The sequence below is a fragment of the Bacillus sp. NS1 genome, assembly GCF_058248265.1.
Map to the genome: position 1 here is coordinate 291,930 of NZ_JBZAZF010000004.1, position 18,672 is coordinate 310,601.

Below are 18,672 nucleotides of genomic sequence, written 5' to 3' on the forward strand. Positions count from 1 at the left end.
GAGTCAGGCAACTCGCTCCCAGACTCCGATAATATTCACTAATTCTAACAACACGTTGATAAGTGGTCAAGACCATCTTCTTTTAATTAAATTTTCCCATAACTCTCTGGATTCATTCCAAAGCGCAGCCGAATCTTCATTTCTGTAAAGGGCCCGTTCATAGCATAATGTCACCTTTGACATGTCTTCTGAGTCGTATTTTCCATCGATTCGTTTTGCATAATCACGAAGCGTTTCACTGTCTCGTTTCGGCATTCCTCTTCTCTTCAGCTGTTTCAGCAGCGCGCCGTACGCCTCAAAAAACACGTACTGATCACTGCGCGGCTTCAATTTTCTCGCAATGAAAACAGGAATCCATAACGAACGGAAAACATACAGCAATACTGCTGCCAACAGGAGGACTACAAGAAGTGCGGGCGCTACATACCATCCTGCACCCGCGTTTGCATGTGAAGCGGACGGCTTTTCAGAACCAGCTGGCTCCCGTTTTTCCTTTTGTGTTTCCTCTTTTTTCGGCTGTTTTTTCTCTTCTTTCTGCTCCTCTTTTGTTTTCTCCGGCGAGCTGCTGCTCTCGCTGCCGGAACCCTTTGTGTCAGAAGAAGTAAACTCAGCCGGATTTGTAAACCCTTTAGTCGGCTCAAATGTGACCCAGCCCTGTTCCGGGAAATACACCTCTACCCAGGAATGGGCGTTGTTATTTGTCACTTCGTAGATGCTGCCGTTTTTGTTTCCTGCTTCTTTATATTCGCCGGACGTATACCCCTTTACCCAGCGGGCCGGGATGCCGGCCGAACGCAGGAGCACCACCATAGCGGAAGAAAAGTTGTCACAGTAGCCCATCTTTGTTTCAAACAGAAATTGATCGACGTAATCCTCATCATTCTTAGGGATGGACACGTTTTCGGTTTCATATGTGAACTCATTTGATCCTAAGTATTCCTCAACCGCTTTCACCTTATCAAACATATTATCGTGATCCTGGGTCAGCTTGATTGCAAGGTTTCTCACCCGCTCAGGCAGTGAATCCGGCAGCTGCATATAGCGGTCGCTGAATGTGTATTCCTCACTGTTGTTTCTCACTTTTACCTTTCTCAGCTCATCCAGCTTGTAGACCGGGGAATTGTACGCTACTGTATAGCTCCCCATATTTCTGATCTCACCGGCTTGTTCACTGATCGGGGAAATTTGTTCCGTGTTCCCGTTCATTTCAAGTGAGACAGCCCGCTTTGGCTGAATGGTTTCTGCACCGATCGGATACATCACATGGTTATACCCGTAGTGTTCGTCGACTTTTACACGGACGGTGCTGCGCTCTGTCTTAACCTTATGGTCAAACCACAGATTTTCAACTTTTCCTCCGCTAAGCTGATATGACATGCCTGTGTCTGTTTCAATCCAGCCTTTTCCTGTATACGTATCCTTCGTTTCCACACGGAAATACGTACGCTCTTTTCCCTGCCATGTAAAAACAGGTGTATCATCCTGCTGGAACGGTCCGCCGAGTGATTCATCATGGTTCCCGTATCCGATTTTGCTTTCTCCAGCCGTCACATGATCTTGATTCGTGATTTTTTTGAGAAAAGGTACCGGATCAGGCCAAGCCGGCTCTGATTTCGGAGCTGCAAGTCCGAATCCCACAGCAGCCAAAATCAATACAGATAAAGGAAGAAACCATTTCAGGACAGATGTTTTTGGCAGTGTGATTCTTTCCATCAGCTTGATGCGATCTAAGTATAAAAGGCCCAGCATAAAGAAGCCGATCAGCACGATACGGATGACGGCAAAAGTGGCATCATATGGCGTAAAGGTATCAAGAATCGTAATGTACGCTACTGTCATCATAAAGAAAAACAAAATTCTTCTCTGGTAAATCACCCAATAATGAAGGAGATAGACCAGCAGCCACAGCAACACAAAAAACAACAGGGTCCGAAATGAAGGGATCATGTCATTCCATTGCCCTGATTGAATCAACGTGATATTCAAATAGACATCCTGTAAAAAAGAGCTGATCCAGCTCAAATCAAATATAGAACCTTGATAAAACAGAATGTGTATCGAGATCAACGTAAATAAAACGCAAAAAGGAACGGTGACAAACCACCTCATCCGGAAAAAAGTCAGCAGAAACGTCAAGCCGATAAAGACGCTAAAAAAGCCCGTATGTTTCGTATCTGTAAAACTGTCAAGCGGTCTGAGCCACTCCCACAGCAATAAAAACGCCAGAAAATAAAATATCAGCAAGCTCAAACGGCTTCCCTTCTGATCATCGTGCGGCATGTGCACCCGTCACCTCTCTTTCTAAACAACACGCGAAACTCGTCCGTCCCTCATGACCTGAACTCTGATTTGACGTTTCTTCATCCGTTCAATCATGACATTTTCAGCTTGAGAAAGCTCAGCATCTTTCTCTTTTGCCAGTATCACTGTAACCCGTCCGCCCCCGGTTTCTGCGATGTTCAGCAAATCTTCCGTGAACTGCCCCGTGACGATCACTTTGTCAGCCTGGCGAACAGATGGCTTCCCCATCTCCTCCCGTACATATCGGCTTACCGGGTCTGCCGCATCACAATGAGCAACGGCTAAATGCCGAAGCATGTGCTTGAAATGATGCTCCCCCTCCTGAATAGGAAAAATCGTTTTTTCCTTTCCGACTGAGGCCAAGCCTGCCGCCGTGCCATTTTTTAAAACAGAATGAAGAATCGAAGCTGTTACAGAAACGACCTCTTCAAATGCTTCAGAGGAAGAACGATCCATCAGAAGAAACAGGTTTTTGCTTCGAGACGGTTCAAACTCCTTCGTCATCAGCTGGCTCCGCCGTGCAGAAGTCTTCCAGTCTAATGCAGCAAACCGGTCTCCCGGCTGATAATTCCGCACACTTGCTACGACAGCGGAATGGTGCTGATGAACCGGAGAAGAACCGCTTACACCGTCTTCCTGATGCCTCTCATTCACCTGATAAGAAAGACGCTGAAAGGATGGATAAACAAACAGGGTGTCTTCCAGCTCATAAAAAGCTGTTTTTTCAATCAAACCGAGGACATCCCCAGTTCGCACCCTGACAGCATGAAAATGATGCTCCCCACGCGGTACCCGAGCTAATTCATACGACATTGTCATACTCCGTTTAAACCAAGGAAAAACAAGCCGTTTAGCCACTGCTTCGTCTCGGTTCAATGACTCGACTCCTTCTGGAAGGCAATCTTCAATTACCATATACACCAGGGGAAACGGCAGCTTCCTTCTCAGCGTAACAGACACGCCCAGCCTGTCCCCGGCATGCAATTGTGTTTTGGCCATTTGCCGTGAAGCCTGAATAGAGCGGAGCGGATACAACGCCAGCAGCCCGGCATACACGACAAAAGGGAGAAACGCGTAAAACAAAAACCAGCTGACAAAGCCGCCCTGAAACATTGCGTAAGAAAAAACAGCAGCCGTCAATAACGTTAGTACAATGAGCTTCCACCCATATACGAACCATTGCAATTTCTTCTTCATCAGCGGATCGACGACCTTTGAACCGGCACCTTCGCAGCTGACATGATCTCCCGTACGATCGTTTCTGCCTCGATCCCTTCAAACTTCGCCTCAGGCTGCAGCAGCATCCGGTGCGAAAGCGTAAAAGGAGCTAAATATTGAATATCATCCGGAATGACATAGTCGCGATGATGCAGCAGCGCGTATGCTTGGGCCGCTTTCATAAGAGCAATTGATCCGCGCGGACTCACGCCTAATTGAACAGAGGCATGCTGTCTCGTTTTCTGTACGATTTCAACAATATATTCCTTTATGCTGTCATCAGCACGAACATTTTGCACTTCCCGCTGCAAACGGATGAAGTCTTCTTTTGTAATGACCGGCTCAAGCGTCTCAATCGGATGGCTGTTTTCTTGAAGAGATAAGACGTCCAGCTCCTCATGAAAGGTCGGATAACCCATGCGAAGTTTGAATAAAAAACGGTCAAGCTGGGCTTCCGGCAAAGGGTAGGTCCCTTCATATTCGACCGGGTTTTGGGTTGCCATCACAAAAAACGGAGCGGCAAGCGTCATCGTATGGCCATCTACCGTTACGCTTCCCTCTTCCATCGCTTCAAGCAAAGCCGACTGTGTCTTCGGAGAGGTCCGGTTGATTTCATCGGCGAGTACGATATTTCCCATAATCGGGCCGGGACGGTATTCAAATTCCATTGTTTTCGCATTATAGATGGATACACCTGTTACATCAGATGGCAGCAAATCCGGAGTGAATTGGATTCTTTTGAAATCGGCGCCGATTGACTTTGCCAGTGCGCGGACCATCATCGTTTTTCCAACTCCGGGTACATCCTCAAGCAGCACATGCCCTTTGGCAAGAATGGCTGCTAAGCTGAGTATGGCGATGTCTCGTTTTCCAACCATTACTCTATTAATATGTTCAACTGCTTTCCCCAGCAAAGGATGCAGGTCTTCTTGGTATGCCATTCTTTTCCTCCTAGTCATCTACAAAATTCTTCATATTGTAACCTAACTTTACCACAAAAAGCGATCTGTATAAAAAAACGATTCTATCAAATTGTTTCCAATAAAACTGGACAAATCACATAAAAAAGCTCCCTGTCACAGGAAGCTCAATTACTTATGTTCTAAAGGCTCCATATGAACATGCGAATAATCAATCGCATGCTCCTCCTTCATTCTCCGCTCAATTTCATTGGCAATATCGTGGCTTTCCGTAATATTTAAATCAGCGGATACTTCAACCACCACATCAACGTAGACCGTACTGCCCAAGTATCTCGCTTTAATGTCTTTTAAACGGCTCACACCGGAAATCTTTTCGATCGTCTGTTTATAAGCTGACATGTCCTTTACGTCGAAGCCATCTGTCAAAGAGTGAGATGATTCTTTAAAAATATCCCATGCCGTTTTACAAATGAGAAGACCGATCACAAACGCAGTGACCGTATCGATCCAAGCAAGGTGGAATTGCGCAGCCACAATGCCGATAAACGTGCCGATACTGACAAATGCATCTGATTTATTATCAGCCGCCGCGGCAAGGAGCGCCTGGCTCTTCACCTTTTTGGCCAGTCTTCTATTGTACTGATAGACTACAAGCATCAGGGCTGCCCCGCCCGCTGCCGTCCAAGCTGCAATCATATCCGGCGTCTCTTGTTTAGCAGAAAAAATAGATTCTCCGGCGCTGAACAGCACCTGCAGTCCGACAACCATCATAATAAAAGATGCGATAAGTGATGCAATCGTTTCTGCTCGAAAGTGGCCGTATGGATGATCTTCGTCAGGAGGCTTTTGAGAGATGCGCAGGCCGATCAGCACAGCAACAGAAGCAATAATGTCAGTTGTGTTATTTAACCCGTCTGCCGTAAGCGCTTCTGAGTGAAAGAAATAACCGATGATCAGCTTAATCGCGGACAGAACAAGATACGCCGCTATACTGACCAGCGCCCCGGCTTCTCCTTTTTTCAGTTCATCATATCTCTCCATACAAAACCTCCTCTCCGCTCGCGTTTTCCTATTATTATGATACAAAGCTGAACCGCAGTGGGTCTACAGAAACATGATTCACTCGCCACAGGAAAATAGTGATGATAGAACACTTTTTCCCTAATCCAATTTATTTTCTCCTTCGAAAACCACTTCAAATCCAATGACACCAACACATCTCGCGAACTGCCGTATATTAAAAATAATAACAACCTACAAAATGAATAATGACAGAAACATTTTTTCTTTTTTTTCAAGTATATCCGCGGAAAACACCGTAAACAAAACCCTACAAATTTGAAATAAACTGTTATATTTTCTTACACGAATTTTCGACAAACTGTATATTTATGATAGAGTTTCAATTATCATAATATTCAGTAATGAATTCATTCTTAAAGGAGGCAACTTATGAACCAAGCTCAATCAGGATTAAAAAAAGAATTAAAGACCCGCCATATGACAATGATTTCAATCGCTGGCGTGATTGGAGCCGGCCTATTTGTAGGCAGCGGTTCAGTGATTCACTCGACCGGTCCCGGTGCCATTGTTTCCTACGCGTTAGCCGGATTATTGGTAATCTTTATCATGAGAATGCTCGGTGAGATGTCTGCCGTAAACCCGACGAGCGGATCGTTTTCTCAATACGCTCACGATGCCATCGGACCGTGGGCAGGATTTACAATCGGCTGGCTGTATTGGTTTTTCTGGGTGATTGTCATTGCAATCGAAGCCATTGCCGGTGCTGGCATTATTCAATACTGGTTCCATGATATTCCGCTATGGCTGACAAGTTTGATCTTGACGATCGTGCTCACCCTGACAAACGTCTACTCCGTTAAGTCTTTTGGTGAGTTCGAATATTGGTTCTCCCTCATTAAAGTTATTACCATCATCGCGTTTCTAATCGTTGGATTTGCCTTTATTTTTGGCTTTGCGCCAGGCAGTGAGCCAGTCGGTTTATCCAATATTACAGGCAAAGGCGGATTTTTCCCCGAAGGCATCAGCTCCGTATTGCTCGGCATTGTCGTTGTCATCTTCTCTTTTATGGGAACAGAAATCGTTGCCATTGCAGCGGGAGAAACATCCAACCCGATCGAATCCGTAACGAAAGCGACCCGATCCGTTGTATGGCGCATCATCGTCTTTTACGTTGGCTCCATCGCCGTTGTTGTGGCGCTTTTGCCTTGGAATTCAGCCAATATTTTAGAAAGCCCTTTCGTCGCTGTACTTGGGCATATTGGAGTGCCGGCAGCCGCGCAGATTATGAACTTTATCGTCCTCACAGCTGTACTCTCTTGCCTGAATTCAGGTTTGTACACCACATCCAGAATGCTGTATTCACTTGCAGAAAGAAACGAAGCGCCGCGCCGTTTTATGAAATTGAGCAAAAAAGGCGTTCCCGTACAAGCCATTGTCGCCGGAACATTTTTCTCTTATATTGCGGTCGTAATGAACTACTTTTCACCGGACAAGGTCTTTTTATTCTTAGTCAATTCATCAGGCGCAATTGCTTTACTCGTCTATCTTGTCATCGCTGTTTCCCAACTGAGAATGCGAAAAAAACTCGAAAAAACAAACCCAGAAGCATTGAAGATCAAGATGTGGCTCTTCCCTTTCCTAACCTACTTGACCATTATCGCCATCTGTGGAATTTTAGTATCTATGGCGTTTATTCATTCCATGAGAGACGAGCTGCTGCTGACAGGCGTTATCACGGGAATCGTTCTGATTTCTTATCTCGTGTTCAGAAAACGCAAGGTCAGCGGGAAAGCGGTAGCCGAGCCTGTCACACAGCAGCAGCCCGACATCCTGCCATAATGCTGATCAACTCCTAAACGGTCTGCCGTTTAGGAGTTTGTTATTTTCTTCTTCGAGCAGGCGGCGGCCCACAGATTTTTTTGTAACCATCACGTCCTTATTGTCATTAACTATAGTACCAATTTGGAAAAATTAGATAAGGACGATGAAAATGACACTTGAAAAATTTGCGGATGCCCTCCCAATCCCAGATACACTAAAGCCGGTGCAGCAAACAAAAGAAAAGACATACTACGAAGTCACCATGGAAGAATGTACTCATCAGCTTCACCGCGATCTCCCTCCGACCCGCTTGTGGGGTTACAACGGCTTATTTCCCGGACCTACCATTGAAGTCAATAGAAATGAAAACGTTTATGTGAAATGGATGAATAACCTTCCTTCCACACATTTTCTTCCGATCGATCACACCATTCATCACAGTGAAAGCCAGCATGAAGAGCCAGAAGTAAAAACTGTTGTTCATTTGCACGGAGGCGTCACGCCAGATGATAGTGACGGGTATCCGGAGGCTTGGTTTTCCAAAGGCTTTGAACAAACAGGCCCTTATTTTAAACGAGAGGTTTATCATTATCCGAATCAGCAGCGCGCTGCTATTTTGTGGTATCACGATCACGCCATGGCGCTCACCAGGCTGAATGTCTATGCCGGACTCGTCGGCGCCTATATCATTCACGATCCAAAGGAAAAACGCTTAAAGCTGCCTTCAGGCGAATACGACGTGCCGCTTCTTATTACAGACCGCACGATCAACGAGGACGGTTCTTTGTTTTATCCAAGCGGACCGGAAAACCCTTCACCGTCACTGCCTAACCCCTCAATCGTTCCGGCTTTTTGCGGAGAAACCATACTCGTTAACGGGAAGGTATGGCCATACTTGGAGGTCGAACCTAGGAAATACCGTTTCCGCGTCATCAACGCCTCCAATACAAGAACCTATAACCTGTCTCTTGATAATGGCGGGGAAATTATTCAGATTGGTTCAGACGGAGGGCTCCTGCCGCGCTCTGTTAAACTGAACTCTTTCAGTCTTGCGCCCGCTGAACGTTACGATATCATTATTGACTTCACAACCTATGAAGGACAATCGATTATTTTGGCAAACAGCGCAGGCTGCGGCGGTGATGTCAATCCTGAAACAGATGCGAATATCATGCAATTCAGAGTCACAAAACCATTAGCACAAAAGGACGAAAGCAGAAAGCCGAAGTACCTTGCCTCATACCCTTCCGTGCAGAATGAAAGAATACAAAACATCAGAACACTGAAACTGGCAGGCACCCAGGACGAATACGGCAGACCCGTCCTTCTTCTCAATAACAAACGCTGGCACGATCCTGTCACAGAAGCACCAAAAGCCGGAACAACTGAAATATGGTCCATTATCAACCCGACGCGCGGAACACATCCGATCCACCTGCATCTGGTCTCCTTCCGTGTGTTAGACCGGCGTCCGTTTGATATCGCGCGTTATCAAGAAAGAGGGGAATTGGCCTACACCGGTCCGGCTGTTCCGCCGCCGTCAAGTGAAAAGGGCTGGAAAGACACCATTCAAGCGCATGCAGGTGAAGTCCTGAGAATCGCGGCGACATTCGGGCCGTACAGCGGACGATACGTATGGCACTGCCATATTCTTGAGCATGAAGACTATGACATGATGAGACCGATGGATATAACAGATCCCCATAAATAACCCGACAAACTTGCCTCCCGCAGGCAAGTTTTTTTATACGAAACTTTCGTCCTCATTTTTCGTATAACATAAAAACAGCAAAAAGGAGCTGCTTTTTATGCTGACAAACGACCTAAATGAAAAAACAAAACAATACATTTCCATTTATGCCGAATTAAAATCAAAATTAAAATGGAAAGTTGCACACGATCAGATATTAATGCTCATATCTTCTGCATATATTGTGAATAAAAGAGAGTTTGATTTTCAGCGCTTTTATGATTTGAGCAGCTATATCAAATCAAACATCGGCAGCTTCTCAACACTCAATTCACACCACCGCTTTACTGTTGCTTCCATTCTGGACATTCATTTTCAGCATGAGGCAAAACAAACGTTTCTGACTTTCATCGATGTCTACAATGAAATGGTGAGGCTTGGATATAAGCGGGATATGTTCACGTACCTTTCCGCTCTGATCTTGCTCACCAGCAAATCTGAAACGTCAAACCAAAGAGAACAGATGAACATGGGGCTATCTGTTTATCAACAGATGAAGAAAAACCATTATTTCCTCACTTCAACTCAGAATGTTCCGCTTGCCGTATTGCTTGGCGAAAACGGCAACGGTTTGCAGGCGCTAAACAAGGCGGAAACATGCTATCAGCTGCTGGCAGCCAGCGGGTTTAAAAAAGGACAGTACTTACACCAGGTCAGCCATATTCTGGCCTTGCAAAGTGAAAAAGACCCTGAAACGCTCGTTTCCCATTGCAAACATATATGTCAATCCATCACTGAATCTTCCAAAAGGCCAAAGGATTATCATTATCCGGATCTTGCCCTTCTCACATTTCTGGAAGAGCCAGATATCAAAACCGTTTTGGGCATCACTCACGAATTAAACCAAGAAAAAGCATTTAAATGGAAAAAGGAATTGAACTTCAAAATTGCTGTCAGCCTATATCTCAGTGAGCATATGGAGAAACATCTGCTGATGGAATCAGGACTATATACCGCAATCGAAACGGTCATTCAGGCCCAGCAGGCAGCCGCGACAGCTGCTATCATCAGCTCTACAGCAGCCAGTCATTCTCATGACGGAAACTAAAGAGGAGGGAAAACATGCCATACATCACATTAGAAGATCAGACACGCCTATACTATGAAACGCACGGAAGCGGTACACCGATCCTATTTATACACGGCGTGCTGATGAGCGGACAATTTTTCCACAAACAGTTCTCAGCACTCTCTGCCAATTATCAGTGTATTCGTCTCGATCTTAGAGGACACGGCGAATCCGACAAAGTCCTGCACGGACACACCATTTCCCAATATGCCCGCGACGTAAGGGAATTTCTAAAAGCAATGGAGCTCGACCGTGCCGTGCTTGCCGGCTGGTCAATGGGTGCTTTCGTCGTATGGGATTATCTCAATCAATTTGGGAATGATAACATACAAGCCGCTGTCATTATTGATCAATCAGCTTCCGACTATCAATGGGAGGGCTGGGAGCACGGTCCGTTTGATTTTGACGGTTTAAAAACGGCGATGCACGCCATTCAGACTGAACCGCTGCCATTTTACGAGAGTTTCATCCATAATATGTTCGCGGAACCGCCTGTCGAGACAGAAACAGAATGGATGCTGGCAGAAATCCTCAAACAGCCGGCTGCCATTTCAAGTACGATTTTATTTAACCAAACGGCTGCTGATTACCGCGGCACCCTTCAAAACATCAATGTGCCGACATTGCTGTGCTTCGGAGAAGACCGCAAATTTTTCTCGACAGCTGCTGGGGAGCACTTACGCAGCAATATTCCAAACTCGACGCTCGTCACCTTTTCTAAAAGCAGCCATTGCCCGTTTTTAGAAGAGCCCGATGCTTTTAACAGTACACTCATCTCCTTTTTAGATGGTCTGATTGGAAAACCATAAAGAAAAAGGAATTAGGAGATTGAGGAAAAGTATGAGACAATAAGAAATGTGCAGTAAAATACATGAGGGAAGAAGTGACTTTATGTCTTACTATAACAAACGTAATCAAGAACCGCTGCCTAAAGAAGATGTGAGTACATGGGAATGCACAAAAGAAGACTGCAACGGCTGGACCAGAAAAAACTTTGCCAGCAGTGACTCGCCATCATGCCCTTTGTGCGGAAGCAAAATGATCGACGGCATCCGTTCATTAGTGAATCTCCAAAACAACAGTCAAACGAAAACAAGTTAGCTCTTCCCTATAACAAATGAAGTCTCTGCAAGCAAACAATCCCCGAACGAGACGCAAATTCTATATCCAGAATAAAAGCCTCTCATTGCAAGAGTCCGTAAATTAGAGAGAAGCCCAAACTGTAAATGTTTAGGGCTTTTTGTCTATCCGCTTGGTATTATATGGATTTCAAAAAGGGAGTGATAACGTGATCACAAATCAGCAGCAAAAAGACCTGAAAAAAAGAGCTAGGTTCAAAAAGCTGAACCTTGCAATCAACTCCTATATTGAACTTCTGTTTTTGTCGATACCTCTGATCCATCTCTTTAAATGGCTCGGATCATTAGCCCTTCACCTCGTCCAGTAAAAAAACCACTCAGCCTATGCCGAGTGGTTTTTATTAGTTGATGACAGAAAAGCTGTTGATAATGCCGTTCGGATTTTTCCATACTTTTTTAAACTTCTTATTTTCAAGGTTATAGGAATAAATCGTCCGCACCTTGGCTTCACGCCCTGTTTCATCCTTCAGTTTTTTAGCCCCTTCGGCTTCGGCGAGAAAATAAATGTTCTTCCCATCCTTTGAGAACTGCGGCTGTGCGTCAATTAACAGCTTGAATGATTTTTGATTTGAAATGATGGTTTCATATTTTTTCGTATCCGCATTCAGCATCTGAATAGAAGCGGTTTGCTCCGTGCCTTTTTGTGTATATGATGTGAACAAAATCCGTTTATCATCATCAGAAACAGCAATATCGCTGATAAACTGGTCAAGGCTCTTCAGCTCATCAAATTTGTTTTGACGGCCTGCCGCAAAATGAATCGTAGTCGGTTTAGGATCGATTCCCTTTTCGTTCGCTTCATCTGTTTTCTTGTAATCTTCTTCTACAGAATAATGCAGTAAGGCAAATGAATCTGTTTTTTTGTTATAAAAGAAGCTGCTGACGCTGTCATCCTGATTATTAGCGGCAGGATAAAGGTTTTTGTACTTCTTCGTTTTCAGATCAAAAGCTGCAATCCGGAAATTGCTTTCATCCGCTTTTCCTAAGCGGAAAAAGATGGTTGAACCGTCCTTTGACAAAAACAAACTGTCCGCACTCTCAGCACCTTTATAAAGGATCGTCTTTTTATTAGACTTTAGATCCAGCTTAAAAAGCCTCATTTCATTTTGTTCATTATTGCCCGTATAATAGAGCACCTGCTGCTTTTGATCCAAAGCAAACGCCGGATAGCTGGTCAGCTTCTCCTCATGGATCACCTTATCATTTTCATAATACTTCGTCTGCAGATCGGTATTCGTAATCGAAACAAGCAGCTTATCACTGCTTTCCGTATTTACCGAAACATCAGCAGCGCTCTCATGACCTTTATCCTTTGCAACATAAAACGCAACACCAGCCGCAGCGGCTGCAATCACGACAGTTAACAATAACATCATTCTTTTTTTCATCTTTTATCTCCACCAATAGAAAAAGCAAGAATGTGACTTCTTGCTTTACAGATTATATATGTAAATTAATAGCTGTAATGTCCCGCTACTTTTCCTTTGCTTAATGGGTATCCAAGCGCTTTAAACGCTTTAGGGCTTACATCCAGAACTGCGTTAGGCATTCTGCCAACATCATTTTTGTAAACCGTAATTACCTTTTTAGGCTTCGCTTTTGCATAAGCTCTGATTTTTGTCCCGTTTTTAGGAACATCAAATCCAATCTTGGTCGCACAATCCCAATGTCCAAGTTTTTTACCTGAAGAGCCTTTTTTTCCGACTCCATTATACCAAGTAATATTTCCGTTCACATGTTTCGCACTGGCATCTGATGAAAAACTGAAAGCTCCCAAAGTACTTCCTACTAAGATAAAAGCGGCTAAAATGACTTTCTTCAACATTTCGTCCCCCTGTTTGTTAACTTCTAGGAAAAATTATACACGATGAACCAGGGATTTTTCATTTCAATATCCTTACAGTAATGTTACAAAGTCAGAAAAGTTACCTTTGCTAAAATAAACCATGGAAGATTATCCTATTATAATTACAGTGTTAGCGTTATAATTGTTGATAGAGTAGTTAACGCATTCAATATGAACGAACCATTACCGTATTGTTCAAACCAAATTCATAGTTATGTATACAACTCATACTCTCTCATAATAAAGAAAAAAGAGTGTGCGAGACTCTTTTTTCTTCAAAGTTTCTTTTTTCAAAAAAACGTAGATTATATTATATAAAAATTTCATTTCTTTTTTGGTTTTAAAAATGGCGATTTTGTGAACAGTTCATATTGATCAGTGCGGAATTACTCATATCAAAAGATGTAGGAGTGGTAATCCATGAAGGCAGCAAGATGGCATAACCAAAAGGATATCCGTATTGAAAATATTGAAGAGCCAAAAACGGAGCCAGGAAAAGTAAAGATCAAAGTCAAATGGTGCGGCATCTGCGGCAGTGATTTACACGAGTATCTGGGCGGACCGATCTTTATTCCGGTTGACAAACCGCATCCATTAACGAATGAAACAGCACCTGTCACAATGGGCCATGAATTCTCCGGTGAAGTTGTTGAAGTTGGAGAAGGCGTTAAAAACTATAAAGCCGGAGACCGCGTCGTAGTCGAACCGATTTTTGCGACACACGGCCACCAGGGTGCCTACAACCTTGATGAACAAATGGGATTCCTCGGCTTAGCCGGCGGAGGCGGCGGTTTCTCTGAATACGTCTCTGTAGATGAAGAGCTGTTGTTCAAACTTCCTGATGAATTATCATATGAACAAGGTGCGCTCGTTGAGCCTTCTGCGGTCGCTTTATATGCTGTCCGCTCAAGCAAAATCAAAGCCGGCGACAAAGCGGCTGTATTCGGCTGCGGCCCGATCGGACTTCTTGTGATTGAAGCGCTGAAGGCTGCTGGTGCGACTGATATTTACGCTGTTGAGCTTTCACCTGAACGCCAGCAAAAAGCTGAGGAGCTTGGAGCCATCATCGTTGATCCGTCCAAAACAGACGATGTAGTAGCCGAGATTGCAGAACGTACAGGAGGCGGTGTTGACGTAGCATTCGAAGTCACTGGCGTTCCAGTTGTGTTACGACAAGCCATCCAATCTACTGCAATTGCCGGTGAAACAGTCATCGTCAGCATTTGGGAAAAAGGCGCTGAAATCCACCCGAACGACATCGTAATCAAAGAACGTACAGTCAAAGGAATTATCGGGTACCGCGATATCTTCCCGGCTGTATTGTCATTAATGAAAGAAGGCTATTTCTCAGCTGACAAACTCGTAACGAAAAAAATCGTATTAGACGATTTGATCGAGGAAGGCTTTGGGGCACTTATTAAAGAGAAAAACCAAGTCAAAATCCTTGTCAGACCTAACTAATTTGAAACCGAAAAGAATCCGCGCGCGTATGCGGATTCTTTTTTATCTTATCCAATCACTTCAGCGCTGGAATCTTTCTTCGCCCCGCCGCGATCATAAGCGCGGAAGTTTTCCTCCAGCTGTTCAAGCGAAAGTCCTTTCGTTTCCGGTAAAAACTTCTTCACAAACAGTACAGAGCAAATTCCTAATACAACGAAGATAAAGAACGTTGTGGACAGCCCAATGGCGGCCAGCAATATCGGGAAAGTGAAACTGACTGCAAAATTCACCATCCACAGACAGAAAACCGTGACGCCCATTCCCAGACCGCGAAGGCGAAGCGGGAAAATCTCAGAAAGCATTAACCATGTCACTGGTGAAATCGCGCCCTGCTGAAAAGCAAGGAATGTAACCGTTAATGACAGGACCACATATGGAAGTGCCGGTGATCCTTCAAGCACTAGTGAAAATATCCCGATCATCAATAATGCCGTTGTCGTACCGACCAAGCCTGTCATCAGCATCGGCCGGCGGCCTACTTTACCAAGAAGCCAGATTCCAACGAACGTTGCCAATACCGAGATCACGCCATTGGCGATATTTCCGATTAAAGCGGCTTCCGTTTGAAAACCAGAATCTCTTAAAATTTCAGTTCCATAATACATAATCGAGTTTACACCTGTAATTTGCTGTACTATCGCAATCCCTAACCCAATGAACACAATGCGGCGAACCCATGGGACCGACAGATCTTTAAACGTCGCTTTTTCAAGCTGATCTTCTTTTTTGAAAGCGAATTCAATTTCTTGCAGCTCAGATGCCGCCCGCTTTTCATCCCTGATTTTTTTCAATACACGCAAAGCATCTTCTTTTCTACCTTTAGAAACGAGCCAGCGAGGACTCTCAGGCATTCTGATCATACCGAAAAACAGGAATACGGCTGGAAGCGACGCAATGACCAGCATATATCTCCACACATGGGAGTTGTCTCCCATTGTTGTACCAAGGATTGCATTAAAAACAAAGGCCAAAAGCTGTCCTGATACAATCATCAATTCATTCTGCGTCACCATCCGCCCCCTGCTTTCCACAGGGGACATCTCTGCTAAATAAGCAGGAACCGTGACTGATGCACCCCCGACCGCGATTCCGAGCACAAAACGGGAGATAATCATGATCGTTACATTTGGAGCAAACGTACATCCGATTGTTGAAATAAAAAATATAACAGCGAGGAACAAAATATTTTTGCGGCGGCCATTAAAATCAGACATTCTGCCGCCAAACACAGCACCGAGCGCGGCTCCAAAAAGAAGCGAACTGGTGACAAGCCCCTCTGTGAAGGCATTGAGGTTAAGCTGGTCTGGCTCTCCCATATACGGCAAAGCTCCATTGAGCACTCCGGTATCATAACCGAAGAGAAGACCGCCGAAAGTCGAGACTAAAATAATTGTACGTAAAAATGACATTTGATTGCCTTGTTTATTCATACTGTTTCCCCCAGTCTTTTTCAAAATCGATTAATACGTATTTCAAAAACTTATTCTAGGGCGCTGCCTTCCTCACAATTCGTAAGCAGGCTTCAGAAAAAATTCATCATGTTTTTCTCCAATGGCCTCATAACCTTCCCTTCTTCTTAGCATGTCAGTTCACTTGGAAGCGATTTCATTTTTCACTGAAAGAACAGTGGGCATTTCTTTGTGCACACACTTGATGTTTTGTTACTTTATAGTCACTTCATAGTTCTATCGTAGTAATATTATAGTGACATTTTTGTTACATCTGATATTATCATAATTATTAAAACGCTTTCAGTCAATATAAATTTCTGAAAATTTTTTACTCAATAAAAGGAAAATCACCAAATCAAGGGGAAAATGAACTTTTTTCTTTATAATATTGTGTAAAACAGGTCAAAATCTCTGTGAGTTTCTGTTCATCTGCTAAAATAATTAAAATGAGTAAGTGTTGGGTAACTTCTCCTGATTTTCTTCTCTGCAATGATCTCTTATCAAACATTCAATCAATTGTTTCAGACTCAAGATAAAAGGTAATAAAAGAAAATAAAATGGCTGGCTCAGGGGAGGCAACAAAGTTGAATGAGGTTTATGTCATTGCAGGTCTTATTTTGTTGACAGCGGGGATGATTGATTTTTTATGGACCACATTATGGTTAGAGAGCGGTGCAGGTCCCATCACAAGATGTCTGTCTGCATGGCTATGGAAAGGCTGCCGCAAAATCAGCGGAGACCACGCAAAGGTTCTAAGTATGGCAGGCCCTCTGCTGTTATGCCTGACGCTAGTGATATGGATCATTTTATTTTGGGGCGGATGGTTTTTGATTTTCTCAAGTGATCCCCACTCACTCATGGAAACTCAATCGAAAGAACCGGCATCCTGGTCAGATCGAATTTATTTTTCCGGTTATGTCATGTTTACATTAGGAAATGGCGACCTCGCACCAAACGGTGACCTATGGAAACTTATCACGGTTATTGAAACGGCTCAAGGCCTGCTTACAATCACATTTTCTGTCACATATTTGATTTCCGTCTTAAGTGCTGTTAATCAAAAACGCTCATTTGCCCAAAGCGTATTAAGTCTGGGGCATGACGGAACAGAAATCGTCCATAATGCATGGAATGGGAAAGATTTTCACGACATTGATTTTCTTCTTGTCGCTATCTCATCAGAGCTGGGAAAGCTGACCGCTCAACATAACGCCTTCCCTATCCTTCATTTTTACCATAGCACGCAGCGACAGGAATCATCCATTATAGCTGTCACTGTATTGGATGAGGCATTGACCATTTTGAAATACGGCATTCCTGAACAATATCAGCCGAATCAGCTCCACATCAAAGAAACGCGCTCAAGTATCAAAAATTACTTGGATACCGTTCATACTGCCTATATCCATCCAGCTGAACAAGCGCCGCCGCAACCAGACATCTCAAAGCTTCAACAATCAGGCATACCGGCTTTATCGAAGCAAACATTTCAAACCGCCGTCAATTCTTTAAAGGAACGTCGTCAATTGCTGTTGGGAATTGTCCAAGCAGGTGCCAGAAAATGGCCTGTTCAGGAGCAGACAATAGACAACGCATAAAAAAGTCCCGAGTGTCTGATCACTCCGGACTTTCACTTCATGATTCTTATACAAGCTTCTGGCCGCAATTCGGGCAAAAATTGGCTTCACCGGTTTTTGTTCCGCAGTTCGGACAGAAGTTTGGTTTGCTTCCGCTGCCTGATGACTGTGAGCCTGATGACTGTACCTGCTGATTTTGATTCATTTGATTCATCATCTGATTGGCCATATTCATTCCCATCATCATTCCAGCCATATCCGAAGCCGCCCCGCCTCCGCTCATCTTTCCGGATGCCATTCCATCCGTCATCGATATTTGCTGGTATCTGTTCACATCCCCAACCATACCGTAGGAAGCGTTCTTTGTAATCATATCTTGAACCTCTTGAGGATAATTAAAGCTCATGATTTGAAAACCAGTGACCGTCATCCCGTCGCTTATTAATTGCATATCTAAGTCCTCTTGAATTCCCTTGGCAATATCAAAAGCGTTTGCTTGAAGATTAAACATATCTTTCCCTTCTCTTGTGATCCACTTCATGAGAAGCTGATCCAGAATAGAAATGATACGGGTTTTAATATCCTCTACAAAATATTGATCTTTCACGCCAGCGATTTTATCAATCAGGCTGATATAGTCCTGCACCTTGAAATTAAATGTGCCGTTTGCGCGAATGGGCATCCCGCCTGGCATTCCCGCTGCCGGAATATTTATCGCCTGTTTTGTTCCCCATCTTACGGTAAATTCCTTCGTATTGACAAACAGCACCTCGGCGCGCATGCCGCTGTTAAATCCAAACTTAAATCCCTTTAACGTTGAAAGAAATGGAATAATTTCTGATTCAATATCATAATCGCCATCATCTTGAAAAACCCCTTCAACTCGCCCATTGTTCAAAAAGACAGCATCCTGTCCGGGACGAATGATTAAACGGCTCCCTTTTTTGATTTCACGATTGTTCCATTTATAAAAAATCATATCATCTCTAAATTCTTCCCACTCTACTACATTCGCTAATTGGTTTCTGAAAAAAGACATCATAACTCTTCCTTT

The 18,672-nt window shown here is 44.0% G+C and carries 16 protein-coding genes; 8 read left to right on the forward strand and 8 right to left on the reverse strand.

The features are described from left to right. Nucleotides 1-66: 66 nt before the first annotated feature. From AC4CV5_RS16975 to mneS, 4 genes are all read right to left on the reverse strand, one after another. Nucleotides 67-2,280 (reverse strand): DUF4129 domain-containing transglutaminase family protein, encoded by a 2,214-nt coding sequence (locus AC4CV5_RS16975; protein WP_490923360.1) that lies wholly within the window; start codon nt 2,278-2,280, stop codon nt 67-69. Between the two features lie 21 nt (nt 2,281-2,301). After that, on the reverse strand, nt 2,302-3,498 hold the full coding sequence (locus AC4CV5_RS16980) for a DUF58 domain-containing protein (protein ID WP_166854042.1): 1,197 nt from the start codon (nt 3,496-3,498) through the stop codon (nt 2,302-2,304). Then, entirely contained in the window at nt 3,498-4,460 is a 963-nt protein-coding gene (locus AC4CV5_RS16985; protein ID WP_490923362.1) for an AAA family ATPase, read from the reverse strand. Before AC4CV5_RS16985 ends, AC4CV5_RS16980 begins: the two co-directional genes overlap by 1 nt. A gap of 150 nt (nt 4,461-4,610) precedes the next feature. Continuing rightward, a complete protein-coding gene (gene mneS, locus AC4CV5_RS16990) occupies nt 4,611-5,483 on the reverse strand; it encodes a manganese transporter MneS (protein ID WP_222143708.1) in 873 nt (290 codons plus the stop codon). Nucleotides 5,484-5,894: 411 nt separating this feature from the next. Between mneS and gabP the strand changes: the two genes are divergently transcribed. From gabP to AC4CV5_RS17020, 6 genes are all read left to right on the forward strand, one after another. After that, nucleotides 5,895-7,304, forward strand: coding sequence for a GABA permease (gabP, locus tag AC4CV5_RS16995; protein ID WP_166854045.1), 1,410 nt, complete (start codon nt 5,895-5,897; stop codon nt 7,302-7,304). 151 nt (nt 7,305-7,455) lie between these two features. Then, nucleotides 7,456-8,997 carry an outer spore coat copper-dependent laccase CotA gene (cotA, locus tag AC4CV5_RS17000; RefSeq protein ID WP_490923365.1) on the forward strand — a complete coding sequence of 514 codons (1,542 nt, stop codon included), beginning with the start codon at nt 7,456-7,458 and terminating at the stop codon, nt 8,995-8,997. A gap of 97 nt (nt 8,998-9,094) precedes the next feature. Further along, nucleotides 9,095-10,084, forward strand: coding sequence for a DUF4003 family protein (locus AC4CV5_RS17005; protein WP_490923367.1), 990 nt, complete (start codon nt 9,095-9,097; stop codon nt 10,082-10,084). Nucleotides 10,085-10,098: 14 nt separating this feature from the next. Beyond that, nucleotides 10,099-10,914 carry an alpha/beta fold hydrolase gene (locus AC4CV5_RS17010; RefSeq protein ID WP_490923369.1) on the forward strand — a complete coding sequence of 272 codons (816 nt, stop codon included), beginning with the start codon at nt 10,099-10,101 and terminating at the stop codon, nt 10,912-10,914. Nucleotides 10,915-10,996: 82 nt separating this feature from the next. Continuing rightward, on the forward strand, nt 10,997-11,206 hold the full coding sequence (locus tag AC4CV5_RS17015) for a cold-shock protein (protein WP_003219370.1): 210 nt from the start codon (nt 10,997-10,999) through the stop codon (nt 11,204-11,206). Nucleotides 11,207-11,393: 187 nt separating this feature from the next. Beyond that, entirely contained in the window at nt 11,394-11,552 is a 159-nt protein-coding gene (locus AC4CV5_RS17020) for a hypothetical protein (protein ID WP_490923371.1), read from the forward strand. 33 nt (nt 11,553-11,585) lie between these two features. Here AC4CV5_RS17020 and AC4CV5_RS17025 read toward each other — a convergent pair whose 3' ends face one another. Together AC4CV5_RS17025 and walM are read right to left on the reverse strand one after the other, a co-directional pair. Beyond that, nucleotides 11,586-12,632, reverse strand: coding sequence for a hypothetical protein (locus tag AC4CV5_RS17025; RefSeq protein WP_490923373.1), 1,047 nt, complete (start codon nt 12,630-12,632; stop codon nt 11,586-11,588). A 65-nt stretch (nt 12,633-12,697) separates the two neighbouring features. Beyond that, the gene (walM, locus tag AC4CV5_RS17030; protein ID WP_014112896.1) at nt 12,698-13,069 is read right to left on the reverse strand and encodes a cell wall metabolism protein WalM; all 372 of its coding nucleotides are present in this window, start codon (nt 13,067-13,069) and stop codon (nt 12,698-12,700) included. Between the two features lie 441 nt (nt 13,070-13,510). Between walM and bdhA the strand changes: the two genes are divergently transcribed. Further along, nucleotides 13,511-14,551, forward strand: a complete 1,041-nt coding sequence (gene bdhA / locus AC4CV5_RS17035; protein WP_490923376.1) for a (R,R)-butanediol dehydrogenase — start codon at nt 13,511-13,513, stop codon at nt 14,549-14,551. 47 nt (nt 14,552-14,598) lie between these two features. Here the strand turns inward: bdhA and iolT are convergent, their stop codons facing one another. After that, nucleotides 14,599-16,020, reverse strand: coding sequence for a myo-inositol transporter IolT (gene iolT, locus AC4CV5_RS17040; protein ID WP_166854052.1), 1,422 nt, complete (start codon nt 16,018-16,020; stop codon nt 14,599-14,601). Between the two features lie 605 nt (nt 16,021-16,625). On the opposite strand from iolT, the gene AC4CV5_RS17045 reads away from it, so the two are divergent. Further along, on the forward strand, nt 16,626-17,639 hold the full coding sequence (locus AC4CV5_RS17045) for a potassium channel family protein (RefSeq protein WP_166854053.1): 1,014 nt from the start codon (nt 16,626-16,628) through the stop codon (nt 17,637-17,639). A gap of 46 nt (nt 17,640-17,685) precedes the next feature. Here AC4CV5_RS17045 and AC4CV5_RS17050 read toward each other — a convergent pair whose 3' ends face one another. Next, nucleotides 17,686-18,657 (reverse strand): SPFH domain-containing protein, encoded by a 972-nt coding sequence (locus AC4CV5_RS17050; protein ID WP_166854719.1) that lies wholly within the window; start codon nt 18,655-18,657, stop codon nt 17,686-17,688. Nucleotides 18,658-18,672: the final 15 nt, after the last annotated feature.

Coding starts and splice junctions, on each gene's coding strand:
- AC4CV5_RS17015 (WP_003219370.1), top strand. CDS start 10,997: ATGTCTTACTATAACAAACGTAATCAAGAACCGCTGCCTAAAGAAGAT.
- AC4CV5_RS16975 (WP_490923360.1), bottom strand. CDS start 2,280: ATGCCGCACGATGATCAGAAGGGAAGCCGTTTGAGCTTGCTGATATTT.
- AC4CV5_RS17005 (WP_490923367.1), top strand. CDS start 9,095: ATGCTGACAAACGACCTAAATGAAAAAACAAAACAATACATTTCCATT.
- cotA (WP_490923365.1), top strand. CDS start 7,456: ATGACACTTGAAAAATTTGCGGATGCCCTCCCAATCCCAGATACACTA.
- AC4CV5_RS17050 (WP_166854719.1), bottom strand. CDS start 18,657: ATGTCTTTTTTCAGAAACCAATTAGCGAATGTAGTAGAGTGGGAAGAA.
- AC4CV5_RS17010 (WP_490923369.1), top strand. CDS start 10,099: ATGCCATACATCACATTAGAAGATCAGACACGCCTATACTATGAAACG.
- mneS (WP_222143708.1), bottom strand. CDS start 5,483: ATGGAGAGATATGATGAACTGAAAAAAGGAGAAGCCGGGGCGCTGGTC.
- AC4CV5_RS16985 (WP_490923362.1), bottom strand. CDS start 4,460: ATGGCATACCAAGAAGACCTGCATCCTTTGCTGGGGAAAGCAGTTGAA.
- AC4CV5_RS17025 (WP_490923373.1), bottom strand. CDS start 12,632: ATGAAAAAAAGAATGATGTTATTGTTAACTGTCGTGATTGCAGCCGCT.
- AC4CV5_RS16980 (WP_166854042.1), bottom strand. CDS start 3,498: ATGAAGAAGAAATTGCAATGGTTCGTATATGGGTGGAAGCTCATTGTA.
- iolT (WP_166854052.1), bottom strand. CDS start 16,020: ATGAATAAACAAGGCAATCAAATGTCATTTTTACGTACAATTATTTTA.
- walM (WP_014112896.1), bottom strand. CDS start 13,069: ATGTTGAAGAAAGTCATTTTAGCCGCTTTTATCTTAGTAGGAAGTACT.
- bdhA (WP_490923376.1), top strand. CDS start 13,511: ATGAAGGCAGCAAGATGGCATAACCAAAAGGATATCCGTATTGAAAAT.
- gabP (WP_166854045.1), top strand. CDS start 5,895: ATGAACCAAGCTCAATCAGGATTAAAAAAAGAATTAAAGACCCGCCAT.